Here is a 14,112-nt window from a genome sequence, read left to right as displayed (position 1 = left end):
CGGCGGCACCTCAGAACCGGTATTCCACCGCCAGGCTCACGCTCTGCGCGTCGCGCTTGTCATCCGACAGCCGGTACTCGTCGCTGACCGCGTCGTAGTGGACCTGCGCGTAGCGGTAGCGGTTGTACATCAGGGTGACGTCGAGCAGCGGCAGGATCGACGTGCCCACGCCGACGCCGTGGTAGGTGCCGCCGTCGTTCTGCTCGAAAGTGCTGCGGCTGGTGACCGGGGTGGTGTCGATAGGGTGCTCGACCGAGGTCTGGTCGAGCGTGCGCTCCATGCCGAGGTAGCCGGCGCGGCCGATCACGTACACCGGTAGCAGCGGCGGCTTGATCCGCGCGTTGACGCCGGCGAAGGCGTAGCGCGCCGACCAGCCATAGGCGTGTTCGACGTAGCCGTCGACGTACTCGATGCGGTCCTGTCCGTCGATCTCGTTGAACTTGCCGAGCCCGCCCTCCAGCCCGACCTGGGCGATGCCGATACCCCAGCGGTAACCGGCGCTGGCCTGCACGAAGCTGCTCTTCTCGTCGTCGAAGCCGCTGTTGTCGAGGTCGAACCGGCCGGCCTGGCCGTTGATGAAGAAGTCACCGGCGGAGGCCGCGGGGGCGGCGGCGATACAGGCGGCGAACAGCGCCGCGCATCCGATCTTGCGCATGTAGGGGTTCCGTTGCGGGGAGGGCGACGGCGAGAGGGCCGTCGCGGGCCGCATAGGGTAACGGGGCGCGGCCGGGCGTGCGCGACGGGGCCGGTGGGCGCCCCAACGCGGGGCAGTCCCGGTCAACCGCCCGGTGCGGACGCTGCCGACGACATCGCCGGCCGGATCGACTAGGGTGCGGCGGCCACCTGCCGCGCGGCCGCCGCAGCCGCCCGCCCATCGCCCCGGAGTGACCGCATGTCCATCGTCCTGACCGAATTCGCCCGCTCCCGGCTGTTCCGCGCGAACCGCCGCAACACCATCCAGGACATCACGCCCGAGGCGTTCGAGCGGCACCTCAACGACACCGCGCCGCTCGCGGTGCTCGACGGCTACGCGCCGTTCTGCAAGCTGCACGTGCATCGCAACTGGACCTCGACGCGTTGCCTCGCGGTGCCGATCACCGACGACAACCGGCACCTGCTGCGTTCGGACTACGAGGCGCGCACCGACGACGAGCTGCCGGTACTGGTGCGCTGGTTCGAGGGGCTGCAGCCGCCGGTCGCGAACTACCTGGTCGTGATCCTCTACAGCCGCGACCAGCTGGCGAAGGAGGGCACCGCGGTCGACGCCGACTGGGGCGTGGTCGGCTGCATGTACACCGCGGAACCGGAGGAGACGCCGATGGCGCCGATCACCATGCTGCGCAACGCGCTGGGCGTGGAGGAGGGCGGCTCGGGCGTGCCGCTGGACCGCGAGGCGTACCGGCGCAGCGTGGCGTTCTGGCGCACGCACGCCAACTGGCGGGGCTAGCGCGCCTCAGTCCCGGTCCGGGGCGCCCATGGGAAAGGCCCGGTCGCCCGGGCCTTTCCGTATCGCTACGAGCGGCGGTCAGTAGTTGACCGTGATGCTCGCCGTGCAGGTCGCCGTACCCGCCTCGCAGACCTTGTACTGCAGGCTGCCACCGCCCTTCAGGCCGGTGTTGTCGGTGTGGCTGGAGCCGTTCACCGTCGCGATCCGGCTGCCGTTGCGGTAGACGTCGAAGCTGCCGGCGCTGGAGCCGCTCCAGCCGAGGTCGACGCTGACGCGGCCCTTCACCTTGTAGGCGTTGCCGGTCACGGCGAAGGTCGGGTCCGGGCCCGGATCGGTGCCGCCGCCGTTGAGCTCGTCCAGCGCGGCCTTGGCCTGCACCAGGCCCCAGCCGTAGGCGTTGTCACGGCCCGCGGCGCCGAGATCCTGGGCGGTCACCGCCAGGGCCTCGCGCACCTGCTGGTTGCTCCAGGTCGGGTTGGCGCTCCAGACCAGCGCCGCCACGCCGGCGACGTGCGGGGTCGCCATCGAGGTGCCGTCGTAGTACGCGTAGCCGTTGCCCTGGTTGTCGGGAACGGTGCTGACCGTGCCGTTGACGCCGAGCTTGTTGGCCACCAGGTACTGGCCGTCCGCCTGGGACATGCTGACGGCCGGGATCGCCGGCCCGGCGGTGCCGAGGGTGCCGCTGAAGCCGCCCGCGGCGTTGTTGTAGATCACCGCCGCGGCGCCGCCACCGGCGTACACGTTGTTGACCTTGTCGGCGAAGCTGATGTCGCCGCGCTCGCACAGCACCACCTTGCCGGCCCAGCTGCCGGCACTGGTGCACAGGCCGCCGTTGACCAGCGCGCCGCTGGCGCTGCCCTGGTGGGTGAACTCCAGCCCCGAGACGATGTACGACGCGCCGTCGACCGAGGCCGTCGCCGACACCTGCGGCACCGTGCTCAGCACGCCCACGCCGGGCGCCGCCAGCTCGACCTGGTCGGTCTGCTGGGAGAAGTCCGCGACCACCTTGTTCTGGTCGACCGCGGCCACCGACACCACGCTGTTGTACGACGCCGGATAGCTGTGGCGGGTGTTGCCGTCGTTGCCGGCCGCGGCGATGCTCAGCACGCCGTTGTCGTACAGGTTCTGGAACGCGGTGGCCTCGGTCTGGCTGCTGAAGCTGCCGCCCAGGCTCATGTTGATGACCTTCGCGCCCGCGGCGGCGCAGCGGTTGGCCGCGTCGACCAGGTCGGAGCTGTAGCTCCAGCCGCAGGTTTCGCCGTCGAACACCTTGACGATGTACAGCGAGTTGTTGCCGGTGTTGACGCCGACCACGCCGCTGGCGTTGTCCTGCGCGGCGATGGTGCCGGCCACGTGTGAGCCGTGGCCGCAGGTGTCGGTGTTCCAGTCGCTCGGGTAGCCGCCGGCCAGGTTGAGGCCCTGGAAGTCCTCGTGCGCGGCGTGGATGCCCGAGTCGATGATGCAGGTGGTGATGCCGTCGCCGGTCACGCCGCCGGACCAGACCTGCGGTGCCTGCACCATGTCGATGCCGTAGGGCCGTGTCTGCGAGGCCGGGTAGCGCGGCGCGTCGGGCTCGACCAGCTCGACGTTGGGGTTGTTGCGGATGCCCTGCAGCGCCTGCGGGGGCAGGCTGACGGCGAAGGCATCGAGGCTGTCGAAGGTGTGGTGCACCTGGCCGCCGGCACCGCGCAGGGCGCGCGCCACCTGGGCCTTGGTGCCCGGCTTGAACTTCACCCAGACGCGGTCCGGGTCCGGTGCATCCGTAGCCACCGCGGCGCTGCTGCCGAGCGCCATCGCCAGACCCAGGCCCAAGGCCCGGACGAGTGTGCTTTGCTTCATCGATCCTGCTCCCCGATATGAAAGAAGGTCGGGCATCGGTCGTCCATGTGCCCCGTTCTCCGCAGGTTCCGGAACCTAGCAGGGGTGGCGAAAGTCACGGTTGACGACGGCGCGCACCGCCGGATCGGCGGAAACCCCGTGCTGGCGGGGCGCTCGCTGGATGAACAGGGAGGAAACGACGGACGGGAACACGGTTTCTGGCGATGGGCGGTTTGTCTACGGCGACGAACGGTAGCTCCGGCGCTCGCAGTTGTCATGATTCTTGCCTGCCGCGGGTGTTTCTATTGCGCCGCAACAGGGCTGGCCTCGTCCCCGCAGCGCACCCGGGCCATGCCGTTGACGGTGTCGGTCAGCGTGCCGCCGTCGTCGGACAGGGCGAAGCTGTAGCCGACGTCGCGGGTCTCGCCTTCGCCGGTGACGCGGGCGGTGATTTCGATGTCGTTGCCGGCGGCCTCGGCCGAGGTGATGTCGCCGCTGCTCTCGTGGAACTCGATCCGGGTGGCGGTGACCGACAGGTGGCTGACGTGGCCGGCGGTCGTGCAGGCCGCTGCGTTGGCGGCGTAGTCGCCCTGGAAGCGCACGGGGACGCCGGTGGTCGGGTCGTCCGCGTCGGGTGGCGCGGGGATGTCGGCGGGCGTCGCGGCCCGGTCGGGCGACGGGGTTGCGGGGGTGGCGGCCGCCGGTTCGGGGGCGGGCGCGGGAGTCGGGTCGGTGTCCGCGCTGCAGCCGGCGGCGAACAGCAGCGTCAGGGTAATCGCGGGGATGCGCATGGCGTTCTCCATCGGGCCGCCATCGCGGCGGCATCTCAATCGTTCCGGTCATGCGGGGCGGGCAGCAGGTCGCCGCCCGCCCGTGGCGCGTGCTGGACCGCTCAGCCGACTGCGATCGAGCCGCGCATAACCGCCCAGTGGCCCGGGAAGCTGCAGAAGAACTCGTACGGGCCGTCGCCCTGGATCGCGCTGACCGGGAAGGTCACCGAGGTGGTTTCGCCGCCGCCCACCAGTTCGGTGTGGGCGATCACGCGGGCGTCGTCGGCGGGGACGTAATCACCGTCGACCCCGGCCGCCATGCCTGCCGACGCGATGGCTTCGCGGTCGGCGGCCTTGCTGACCACCACGTTGTGGCCCATCGCCGCGACCGGCATCTGGCCGACGTGCTTGAGGTTGATGGTGAACTCCGTGCACGAGGACGGCACGGTGATCGAGCCGACGTTGAACTGCATCGCGTCGTTGCCTTCGATCTCGGTGCTGCAGTTGGCGACGGTCGCGGCCGGCTTGTCGCCACCGGCCGGGGCGGCCGCGGGCGTGTCCGTTGCCGCGGTGTCGGCGGCGGGTGCGGTGGCGTCGGGCGGGGTGGCCGGCGCCGTGTCGACCGGAGCGGTGTCGACCGCGGTGGTGTCGGCCGGGGTCGTGGTGTCCGGCGTGGCGGGGGCGGTGTCGTTGCCGCAGGCGGCGAGTGCGAGGGCGCAGGCGGCGGCGAGCAGGGGAAGCCTTGTCTTCACGGATACAACCTCCTTCTGGGGTGCGGCACATGATGAACCCGCCGCCCCTGCATCGCGTGAAAGGATCGTTGCGCCCTCAGCCCTCCGGCGGCCCCAGCACGCTGGCGGGATCGACGATCTCCACGCCCTGCATCTGCCCCAGCAGGCTGTCGAACCACGGCTTGTGGGTGGCGCCGACGATCGACAGCACGCGTGCGCCGGGACGGGTGACGAACGTCGCGCGGATGTTGGCGACCATCCGCAGGTTGCGGGTCTCCCAGCCGCCGACGTACATCCGGCCGTAGTGCTGCGGAGAGGCGTGGCGCATGGCCGCGCCGAAGTCGCCGTTGATGTGGTCGGCGAGGTGCTCCGGGCTGTTGATGTAGCGGTACAGGCCCAGCATGTCGCCGCGTTCGATGAGTTCCTGCTTGCGGCGGATCAGCGGCTCATGCAGTGCGGCGCTGGCGTCCCAGGCCTGCCGGATGGCGGTGGCGTAGGCCTCGACGTCGTTGCCGGGCACGTCGTAGCTGTCGCCGGTGTGGTCGTCGGTCGGGTACACGCGCTGCAGCCCCAGCCGGGCGGCCAGGCGCGCGGCGATCCGGTAATCCTCGCCGTTCTGCTCCATGGCGCGTTCCAGTTGCGCGACCAGCGTGTCATCGAGACCGTCGCCGGCGAGGCGCGCGGTTTCCGGCAGTTGCAGCCACTGGGTCAGCGCCGAGGCGTTGTCACCGGCGGCGAGGAACAGCGCAGCGAGGTGGCGGCGCTGGTCGTCGCGCGGCTCGGCCGGCCAGTCGGCCAGCGTGCGCTTCACTTCGGCGATCGCGGCGGGCACGTCCAGGCCGGTGGCCACGCGGGCGGCGTCGGGCACGCTGCAGTAGGGCGCGATACCTTCCGGGTCGTAGACGGCGGGGTGGCGCGCCATCAGGTCGCAACCTTCGCCCGCGATCGACTCGATGGTGATGATGTCGGGCTTGAACGCGGCCAGCCGGTCCAGCAACGGGTCGAGCGTCGCGGGGTCGAAGCCGTCCGGCATCTGCGACAGATGCATGCTGCCCAGTACCAGCACCTGCGTGCGCGGGCCGGCCATGCCGGCGTCGAGGGTGGACAGGTCGACAGCGGCCTGCGCGCTGCCCGCAAGGACCAGCCCGAGCGACAGGCAGAACGTGGTCAGGGTCTTCCGCATGGTCGTGTTCCCGATCGAGGCGGGCCACTATCGCATGGTGTTTCCGTCGGTCGGGCGACCCGTGCCGGTATGGTGAATCCCGCGACCGGCGCAGGTCACGGCCTGGTGATTCACCCGCTCTGGACCACGCGCCGCCTAGCGTGGACGGCAACCGAACCGGGGCAACCGCATGGCCGACCGTGTCGCAGGGAGGTGATCGATGGGCGATGGACTGACCCGCCCGACGTCCGGCTGGTTGGCCGGGCTGGATGCCGCCTCGCTGGGCTGGCAGGCGCTGGCGTTGCTGGTGTGCGTGGTGGCGGCCTGGCTGGTCGGGCGGCGCTTCCGCGCGTGGCAGCGTGGCGAGCTGTCGGAACAACCGCACTCGCAACTGCGCCGGGTTGGCATCGCCTTCGGCTGCGCGCTGGTGTTCCCGGCGGTGGCGTGGGTGCTGCTGCTGGCGGCGTGGGCTGGCTTCACCGCGCTCGGCCTGCCGGCCGGGGTGTTGCGGGTGGCACTGGGGCTGGTGGTCGCGCTGGGGCTGGTGCGGCTGGTGGTGTTCCTGCTGTCCAACGCGTTGAAGCCGGGGCCGCTGCTGCGTGCCTCGGAGAACCTGATCGTCGCGGTGGTCTGGGTCGGGCTGGCGCTGTACCTGCTTGGGCTGCTGCCGATGGTGGTCGCCGCGCTCGACCGCGCCGCGATCATGGTCGGCGACACCCGGGTGTCGGCGCTGCTGGCGCTGCGCGCGCTGGCGGTGGCGTTGCTGGTGCTGGTGGTCGCGGCGTGGCTGTCGCGGCTGTCCGAGCGGCGGGTGATGGAGTCGCCGCACCTGTCGGCCAGCGCCCGGGTCGGCATCAGCAAGGTGATCAAGCTGCTGCTGATGGCGCTGGGCGTGGTGGTGGCGCTGCAGGTGGTGGGGCTGGATCTTTCGGCGCTGGCGGTGATCGGCGGCACGCTCGGCCTGGGCATCGGCCTGGGCCTGCAGCGCATCGTCAGCAACTTCATCTCGGGCTTCATCCTGCTGGCCGACCGCTCGATCAAGCCGGGCGACGTGGTGACGGTGGAGGACCAGTCCGGCAGCCGCTACGGCTGGGTGCAGGAGCTGCGCGCGCGCTACGTGGTGATCCGCGACCGCGACGGCGTCGACACGTTGATGCCGAACGAAAACCTGATCATCAATCCGGTGGTCAACTGGAGCTACGGCGGCGAGAGCGTGCGGCTCAAGCTGCCGGTGCGGATCAGCTTTGCCGACGACCCCGAAGAGGCGATGGCGCTGATGGAGAAGGCCGCCCACGGGCGCCAGCGGGTGCTCGATGACCCGGCCCCGGCGGCGCGGCTGATGGCCTTCGGCGACAGCGGCTTCGAACTGGAACTACGCGTGTGGGTGGTCGCGCCGGAGCAGGGCGTCAACAACGTGCGCTCGGAGATCAACCTGGCGATCTGGCGGGCATTCCGCGAGCACGGCATCTCCGTTCCCTTCCCGCAGTGCGAGGTGCGGCTGTTGGGCGGGGACGCGGACAGCGCGATGCCGGGTGACTGACCGCGCGGGTTGGCGCAAGCCCGCTGCGGCCCCATCATCAACGGCCTGTATCGATACCGGACTCCCGCCATGAACCACGCATCCTTCTATCCGATCGGCACCCCCGGCGTTGCCTGGGGCGACGCGGAGCGCGCGCAGTGGCTCGCGCGGCAGTCCGTCCAGCGCAGCTACCGCGACGACGTGGTGGCGGCCATCGAGCGCCTGCGCGACCGCTTCGAGGTCCGCCAGTACGGCGAACTGCACTACGGCGCCGACCACTACCCGCTGTTCGCGCTGAAGAGCCGCGACTGGCGCGACGACCTGCCGGTGATGCTGGTGACCGGCGGCGTGCACGGCTACGAGACCAGCGGCGTGCACGGCGCGCTGCAGTTCCTGGCGCGCGACGCGGCCGATTACGCCGGCCGGGTGAACCTCGTCGTCGCCCCGTGTGTCAGCCCGTGGGGATACGAGCGCGTCCACCGCTGGAACATGCATGCGGTCGACCCCAACCGCTCGTTCACCGATGACAGCCCCGCGGCCGAGTCGCGCGCGCTGATGGCGCTGGTCGAGCCGTTCCGCGACGAGGTGGTGATGCACATCGACCTGCACGAAACCACCGACAGCGACGAGTCCGAGTTCCGCCCCGCACTTGCGGCCCGCGACGGCAAGCCGTACGAGCCCGGCGAGATCCCCGATGGCTTCTACCTCGTCGGCGACAGCGACAACCCGCAGCCCGCGTTCCAGCAGGCGATCATCGAGGCGGTGGCGAAGGTGACCCACATCGCGCCGGCCGATGCCAACGGCGAGATCATCGGCTCCGAGGTGGTCGCCCCGGGCGTCATCAACTATCCGGTCAAGTCGCTGGGCCTGTGCGCCGGCGTCACCGATGCGCGCTACGTGACCACCACCGAGGTCTACCCCGACAGCCCCAAGGCGACCCCGCAGCAGTGCAACGATGCCCAGGTGGCGGCGGTGCGCGCGGCGATCGACTTCGTGCTGGAGCAGGGGGCGCGCTGAGCGATGGTCGAGCAGAGCCAGCGCGAGCCGATCCAGATCCAGTTCGACATCGGCCAGCTCGACCTGCCGGACATCCTCGGCACCATCGACGCCGAGGTGCGCAAGCGGTTCGGCGAGGGCAGGGCGGCCAGCTACATCGACGCGCTGGCCAACGTGCCGCTGGACCGCTTCGGCATGGCGCTGGTGACCCGCGACGGCACCGTGCACGAGGTCGGCGACTCGCGCGAGGGGTTCTCGATCCAGAGCATCTCCAAGGTCCACACGGTGACCATGGCGCTGGACGCGATCGGCGACGCGCTGTGGGAGCGGGTCGACCGCGAGCCCTCGGGCGACCCCTTCAACTCGCTGATCCAGCTGGAGTACGAAAAGGGCATCCCGCGCAACCCCTTCATGAATGCCGGTGCGCTGGTGGTGGCCGACGTGCTGCTGTCGGCGCACGAGCGGCCGGAACAGGTGCTGCTGGAGTTCATGCGCGCCCGCTCCGGCAGCACCGACGTCGGCGGTGACGAGGTGGTGGCCAGGTCCGAGCGCGAGAGCGGCTTCCGCAACATCGCCACCGCCAACTTCATCCGCAGCTTCGGCAACATCCACAACGACGTTGACGCGGTGCTGGATTTCTACTTCCTGCAGTGCTCGCTGAAGATGGACTGCGTCCAGCTTGCGCGCAGCATGCAGTTCCTCGCCTGTGGCGGGTACTGCGGGATGTCGGGCAAGCAGGTGGTCAGCGCGCAGATGTCGACCCGGATCAACTCGCTGATGATGACCGCCGGCACCTACGACGCCGCCGGCGACTTCGCCTATTACGTCGGGCTGCCCGCCAAGAGTGGGGTGGGCGGGGGCATCGTGGCGGTGGTGCCGCACGTCATGAGTCTGTGCGTCTGGTACCCGGGGCTGGACGGGAAGGGCAACTCGCAGCTGGGCAAGTACGCGCTGCACCGCTTCACCCAGCTGACCGGACTGTCGGTGTTCTGACATGCGCCTGACTACCGCGCTCGCCTCTTTCGCCATGCTGGTGCTTGCCGGCTGCGCCACCACCGCGCCGGAGCCGCCCGGCCCGTCGCCGCAGGCCGTACGCGCGGAGATCGCCCGCCGGATGCCGGCCACGGTCGATGACCGCGCCGGATGGGCGGCCGACATCCAGGCCGCGTTCGCCGCGCAGGGCATCGACCCCATGCCCGAGAACATCTGCGCGACCCTGGCCGTGATCGAGCAGGAGTCCGGCTACAAGGCCGACCCGCCGGTGGCCAACCTGCCGGCGATTGCGCGTGGCGAGATCAAGCGCCGGGCCGAGGCGCTGCACGTGCCGGGCTTCGTGGTCGACGCCGCGCTGAAGCTGCGCTCCACCGACGGCCGCAGCTACGACGAGCGCCTGCGCGGCGTCCGCACCGAGCGCGAGTTGAGCGCCCTGTACGAGGACCTGACCGGCCGGGTGCCACTGGGCGGGCGGCTGTTCGACGGCTACAACCCGGTGCAGACCGGCGGGCCGATGCAGGTGTCGATTCCTTTCGCCGAGGCGCATGCCGGCGACTATCCATACGATGTCGACGGCAGCATCCGCGACGAGGTGTTCAGCCGACGCGGCGGCCTGTACTTCGGCATCGCCCACCTGCTGGGGTACACCACGCCGTACACCCGCAAGGTGCACCGCTTCGCCGATTTCAACGCCGGCTGGTACGCCAGCCGCAACGCCGCGTTCCAGAACGCGGTGGCGGTGGCGACCGGGCGCACGCTCGCGCTCGACGGCGACCTGCTGGCGCCCGGTGCGCCGCTGGAGCGGCCCGGCGAGACCGAGCGCGCGGTCCGCACGCTGGAGCCTCAGCTGGGGATGGATGACGGCGACATCCGCGATGCGCTGGCGCGCGGCGACCGGCTCGACTTCAACGAATCCGCGCTGTTCGTCCGGGTGTTCGCGCTGGCCGAGGCGCGTGGCGGCAAGCCGCTGCCGCGGGCGATGATCCCCGGCATCACGCTGGAGAGCCCGAAGATCACCCGCGAGCTGACCACCGCGTGGTTCGCGACCCGGGTCGACGCGCGTTACCGGCGCTGCATGGCGCGTTGAGCGGTCCGGGCGGGGTGACTGCCTCCACCTGCGGGACACAGTGCGCCACGATCGGCACTGCTGCCGGCCGCCGCACGGGCGGATAATCGGTGCCCGTTCCGCCCCGGCCACCCTCCATGTCAGACGGTTCCACCCCGGCCGCGACCGCGGTCGCGTCGCCCGCAGCCGGTGCCTCGCTCGACCCGCGGGTGATGATCCCGCTGGCATTGCTCACGCTCTACGTCGTCTGGGGCTCGACCTACCTCGGCATCCTGTTCGCGCTGGAGAGCTACCCGCCGTTCCTGCTGGCGGGCATGCGTTTCCTCGGCGCCGGCGTGGCGATGTACGCGTTCCTGCGCTGGCGCGGCCACGCCACGCCGACGCGCCTGCAGTGGCGCAACGCCGCCATCACCGGCGTGCTGCTGCTGGGCTTCGGCAACGGGCTGGTGTGCTTCGCCGAGGAGCGGGTCAGCTCCGGCATCGCCGCGGTGGCGGTGTCGAGCATGCCGCTGTTCGCGGCGGCGTTCTCCGGCATGTACGGGCAGTGGCCGACCCGGCGCGAGATCGTGGGGCTGCTGGTCGGGTTTGCCGGCGTGGTCGTGCTCAACCTCGGCAGCAGCCTGTCGGGCGAGCGTATCGGCGCGATCGCACTGCTGACGGCGGCGGCCGCGTGGGCCTTCGGCTCGGTCTGGAGCAAGCGCCAGGAGATGCCCGCTGGCCCGATGAACACCGCCGCGCAGATGCTCTGCGCCAGCGTCGCGCTGTTGCTGGTCGGCTTCGGCACCGGCGAGGCGCTGCCGGCGTCGCCGACGCTGAAGTCGACGCTGGCGCTGGTGTACCTGGCTTTGTTCGGCTCGATCCTCGCCTTCAGCGCCTACCTGTACGTGCTCAAGCACGCGCGGCCGGCGGTGGCGACCAGCTACGCCTACGTCAACCCGCCGGTGGCGGTACTGTTCGGCGTGCTGCTGGCCGGCGAAGTCGTCGGGCCGTGGGACATGCTCGGCATGGTGGTCATCCTGGCCGGCGTGGCGGTCATCACCTTGGGCGGCCAGGCGAAGCGTGGATCCCGGGTGCGCACCGCCTGACCCTCAGCCCGAGGTGAATGCGTAGACCCGTGCGCCACCGTCGGGGAAGGTGATCTCGAAGCGGCGCTCGCCGCTGCCATCGCGCAGGCGGACGAGCTGGTACAGCCGGTCCGTATCGAGTGTGCCGTAACCCTGCGCATCGACATCGCTGCCGGCGTCGCCACCGGGCGCGGCGCCGTCCAGCGTGATCCGGAACCGGACCGGCCGGTCGCCCGCGGTGGGCGCGATGACCAGATGCAGGTCACGGCCACGAAAGTGCATGACCACGCTGCCGCCGGGGCGCTCCAGCCGGGCGTGCTCGGCCGTCACCGTCCAGCGCCCCTGCAGCGCCCAGTGGTGCAGCGGCAGCTGCTCCGGCGCGCGGTAGTCCGTGGCAACGCCAGGGGCAAGCTCGCCGCTGGCGAAGCGCTCGGCGCGCGCGTGGCCCAGGTAGGTTTCCGGCGTGCGCGTGTAATCGGTCGAGGCCGGCGCGGCCGCGTCGTGACCGTCGCCGCTGACATAGCCGCCGGGCAGTCCGGTCGCGCCGGCGTCGGCCAGCAACCGGCGGATGACGTCCTCGCTGCGCTCGTATCCGCCTTCGCCGTAGTGGTGGTAGCGGATGCGCCCTTGCGCATCCACGAAGTAGTGCGCCGGCCAGTAGCGGTTGTCGAACGCGCGCCAGATCGCGTAATCGTTGTCGAGCGCGACCGGATGCTCGATGCCGATCGACTCGATCGCGCGGGCAACGTTGCCGGGAATCTTCTCGAACGCGAACTCCGGCGTGTGCACGCCCAGCACTACCAGCCCGTGGTCCCGGTACTTGGCGGCCCAGGCGCTCACGTAGGGCATGGCGCGCAGGCAGTTGATGCAGGAGTAGGTCCAGAAGTCGACCAGCACCACGCGGCCGCGCAACCCTGCACGGGTCAGCGGCGGGCTGTTGAACCAGCCGGTGGCACCATCCAGCGGGGGCATCCAGCCTTCCACCGGCAACGGTACGCCGGCCTGCGGGACCGGCGAGGGCGGCGCCGGATCGTCGGCGAACGCGTCCACCAGCCGTTGTTCGATGCGGGCGGTGCTGGCCAGCGACAGGCGCGTCAGTAGCCCGGTGTCGACACCGAGAGCGATGGCGGCCACCCCGGCCAGCACCAGCACGCCCAACGCGCGGCGCAGCCATGCGCCGATCCCGAGCGCGCGCTTCATCGATGCGAGGAACCGGCCGCCCAACACCAGTGCCAGCGCTAGCGAGGTCGCTGCTCCCGCGGAGAACCCGAGCAGCAGGATCGTTGTCGTGACGCTGGCGCCCTGCAACGCCGCGGTGGTCAACACCAGACCCAGGATCGGCCCCGCACAGGGCGCCCACAGCAGCCCGGTGGCCACGCCGAGGCCGGCCGCTGACCAGGGCGACCCGGCATCCGCCTGCCGTGACCAGCGTCGCCCGAGGGCGACGAACGGCCGCGCCAGTGCATCGGACAGGCGTGGCCACAGCAACGCCATCCCCATCAGCGCGAGCACCGCCATCGCCAGCCACCGGCCGGTCTGGTTGAACCGGATCGCCCAGTGCCCGCCCACCGCGGCCAGCGTCGCCACCAGCGCGAACGTCAGGCCCATGCCCCCCAGCAACGGCAGGCCCTCGCGCATGAAAGGGCGGTCGGCACGGGCGAATACGAACGGCAGCACCGGCAGGATGCAGGGGCTGACGATGGTCAGCACACCGCCGAGGTAGGCAAGGATCAGGACCAGCATGACGAACCCATGATGCGCCCCTTGGCGGTGATCGCCGCGGAACCGCCGGCGATGCAGTGCAGCGCCGGGAGCATACAGGGCAGGATCCGCCCGCAAAGGCCGTTAGGCTCGGTCGGGCGAGTCCACTTTCCATTCCATGCAAGGAGCATTTGCAATGTCCAGCAAACCGGCAATCACGCTCTACCACCACCCGCATTCCCGTTCCGCCGGCGCCCGCGTGCTGCTGGAGGAGCTCGGCGTCGACTACCGCATCGAGCTGGTCAACCTGCAGGCCGGGGAGCAGCGCCGCCCCGAGTTCCTCGCGCTCAACCCGATGGGCAAGTTGCCGACGCTGGTCGACGGCGACGTGGTGGTGACCGAGCAGGCCGCGGTGTACCTGTACCTGGCCGACCGCTTCCCCGAAGCCGGCCTCGCCCCGGCGATCGGCGACGCGCTGCGCGGGCCATACCTGCGCTGGATGGTGTTCTACGGCTCGTGCTTCGAACCGGCGGTGGTGGACCGCTCGATGAAGCGCGAAGGTGCCGACCCGTCGACCTCCCCGTACGGCGACTACGAGCGCATGCTGGCCACGCTGGAAGCGCAGCTGGCCCGCGGGCCGTGGATCCTCGGCGAGCGGTTCAGTGCCGCCGATGTGCTGTGGGCGGCCGCACTGAACTGGACCACCCAGTTCGGGCTGGTGCCAAAGAGCGATGTCATCGCCGCCTATATCGAGCGTGCGACCGCGCGCCCGGCATTCAAGCGCGCCGCCGAAAAGGACGCCGAACTGCTGGCCGCGGCGTAGGCTCCGCCGCCCGGCAACGCAA

The 14,112-nt window shown here is 70.8% G+C and carries 13 protein-coding genes; 7 read left to right on the top strand and 6 right to left on the bottom strand.

The window, feature by feature from the left end; genetic code table 11:
* Positions 1-10: 10 nt before the first annotated feature.
* A complete protein-coding gene (locus tag N799_RS01200; RefSeq protein WP_036206527.1) occupies positions 11-655 on the bottom strand; it encodes an outer membrane protein in 645 nt (214 codons plus the stop codon).
* 237 nt (positions 656-892) lie between these two features.
* Here N799_RS01200 and N799_RS01195 point away from each other — a divergent pair, with 237 nt between their 5' ends.
* Positions 893-1,447 carry a DUF3228 family protein gene (locus tag N799_RS01195; RefSeq protein WP_036206525.1) on the top strand — a complete coding sequence of 185 codons (555 nt, stop codon included), beginning with the start codon at positions 893-895 and terminating at the stop codon, positions 1,445-1,447.
* A 78-nt stretch (positions 1,448-1,525) separates the two neighbouring features.
* Here N799_RS01195 and N799_RS16030 read toward each other — a convergent pair whose 3' ends face one another.
* The 4 genes from N799_RS16030 to N799_RS01175 all read right to left on the bottom strand — a co-directional run bounded on the left by N799_RS16030 (position 1,526) and on the right by N799_RS01175 (position 5,949).
* Entirely contained in the window at positions 1,526-3,286 is a 1,761-nt protein-coding gene (locus N799_RS16030) for a S8 family serine peptidase (RefSeq protein WP_036206520.1), read from the bottom strand.
* Between the two features lie 281 nt (positions 3,287-3,567).
* Complete coding sequence (locus N799_RS01185) at positions 3,568-4,056, bottom strand: hypothetical protein (RefSeq protein WP_152597750.1); 489 nt, start codon at positions 4,054-4,056, stop codon at positions 3,568-3,570.
* Positions 4,057-4,157: 101 nt separating this feature from the next.
* Entirely contained in the window at positions 4,158-4,787 is a 630-nt protein-coding gene (gene azu / locus N799_RS15880; protein WP_036206517.1) for an azurin, read from the bottom strand.
* A 76-nt stretch (positions 4,788-4,863) separates the two neighbouring features.
* Positions 4,864-5,949 carry a DUF5694 domain-containing protein gene (locus N799_RS01175; RefSeq protein WP_036206516.1) on the bottom strand — a complete coding sequence of 362 codons (1,086 nt, stop codon included), beginning with the start codon at positions 5,947-5,949 and terminating at the stop codon, positions 4,864-4,866.
* 199 nt (positions 5,950-6,148) lie between these two features.
* On the opposite strand from N799_RS01175, the gene N799_RS01170 reads away from it, so the two are divergent.
* The 5 genes from N799_RS01170 (at position 6,149) to yedA (ending at position 11,587) form a co-directional block, all read left to right on the top strand.
* Entirely contained in the window at positions 6,149-7,468 is a 1,320-nt protein-coding gene (locus N799_RS01170) for a mechanosensitive ion channel family protein (protein ID WP_052100913.1), read from the top strand.
* A 69-nt stretch (positions 7,469-7,537) separates the two neighbouring features.
* Entirely contained in the window at positions 7,538-8,464 is a 927-nt protein-coding gene (locus tag N799_RS01165; protein WP_036206514.1) for a M14 family metallopeptidase, read from the top strand.
* Between the two features lie 3 nt (positions 8,465-8,467).
* Complete coding sequence (locus N799_RS01160; protein WP_052100912.1) at positions 8,468-9,436, top strand: glutaminase; 969 nt, start codon at positions 8,468-8,470, stop codon at positions 9,434-9,436.
* 1 nt (position 9,437) lies between these two features.
* A complete protein-coding gene (locus N799_RS01155) occupies positions 9,438-10,523 on the top strand; it encodes a DUF1615 domain-containing protein (RefSeq protein WP_036206513.1) in 1,086 nt (361 codons plus the stop codon).
* Between the two features lie 116 nt (positions 10,524-10,639).
* Positions 10,640-11,587, top strand: coding sequence for a drug/metabolite exporter YedA (yedA, locus tag N799_RS01150; protein WP_036206512.1), 948 nt, complete (start codon positions 10,640-10,642; stop codon positions 11,585-11,587).
* 3 nt (positions 11,588-11,590) lie between these two features.
* On the opposite strand, the gene N799_RS01145 is transcribed toward yedA, so the two are convergent.
* Positions 11,591-13,309: a cytochrome c biogenesis protein DipZ gene (locus tag N799_RS01145; protein ID WP_036206510.1), complete on the bottom strand. Its 1,719-nt coding sequence runs from the start codon at positions 13,307-13,309 to the stop codon at positions 11,591-11,593.
* A 154-nt stretch (positions 13,310-13,463) separates the two neighbouring features.
* Between N799_RS01145 and N799_RS01140 the strand changes: the two genes are divergently transcribed.
* Positions 13,464-14,090 carry a glutathione S-transferase family protein gene (locus tag N799_RS01140; RefSeq protein ID WP_036206508.1) on the top strand — a complete coding sequence of 209 codons (627 nt, stop codon included), beginning with the start codon at positions 13,464-13,466 and terminating at the stop codon, positions 14,088-14,090.
* Positions 14,091-14,112 lie beyond the last annotated feature (22 nt).

The sequence above is a fragment of the Lysobacter arseniciresistens ZS79 genome (assembly GCF_000768335.1).
In the GTDB taxonomy this organism is placed as follows: Bacteria; Pseudomonadota; Gammaproteobacteria; order Xanthomonadales; family Xanthomonadaceae; genus Novilysobacter; species Novilysobacter arseniciresistens.
This window is presented reverse-complemented; position numbering and strand designations above follow the sequence as displayed.

Coding starts and splice junctions, on each gene's coding strand:
- N799_RS01200 (WP_036206527.1), bottom strand. CDS start 655: ATGCGCAAGATCGGATGCGCGGCGCTGTTCGCCGCCTGTATCGCCGCC.
- N799_RS01195 (WP_036206525.1), top strand. CDS start 893: ATGTCCATCGTCCTGACCGAATTCGCCCGCTCCCGGCTGTTCCGCGCG.
- N799_RS16030 (WP_036206520.1), bottom strand. CDS start 3,286: ATGAAGCAAAGCACACTCGTCCGGGCCTTGGGCCTGGGTCTGGCGATG.
- N799_RS01185 (WP_152597750.1), bottom strand. CDS start 4,056: ATGCGCATCCCCGCGATTACCCTGACGCTGCTGTTCGCCGCCGGCTGC.
- N799_RS01175 (WP_036206516.1), bottom strand. CDS start 5,949: ATGCGGAAGACCCTGACCACGTTCTGCCTGTCGCTCGGGCTGGTCCTT.
- N799_RS01170 (WP_052100913.1), top strand. CDS start 6,149: ATGGGCGATGGACTGACCCGCCCGACGTCCGGCTGGTTGGCCGGGCTG.
- N799_RS01165 (WP_036206514.1), top strand. CDS start 7,538: ATGAACCACGCATCCTTCTATCCGATCGGCACCCCCGGCGTTGCCTGG.
- N799_RS01160 (WP_052100912.1), top strand. CDS start 8,468: ATGGTCGAGCAGAGCCAGCGCGAGCCGATCCAGATCCAGTTCGACATC.
- N799_RS01155 (WP_036206513.1), top strand. CDS start 9,438: ATGCGCCTGACTACCGCGCTCGCCTCTTTCGCCATGCTGGTGCTTGCC.
- yedA (WP_036206512.1), top strand. CDS start 10,640: ATGTCAGACGGTTCCACCCCGGCCGCGACCGCGGTCGCGTCGCCCGCA.
- N799_RS01145 (WP_036206510.1), bottom strand. CDS start 13,309: ATGCTGGTCCTGATCCTTGCCTACCTCGGCGGTGTGCTGACCATCGTC.
- N799_RS01140 (WP_036206508.1), top strand. CDS start 13,464: ATGTCCAGCAAACCGGCAATCACGCTCTACCACCACCCGCATTCCCGT.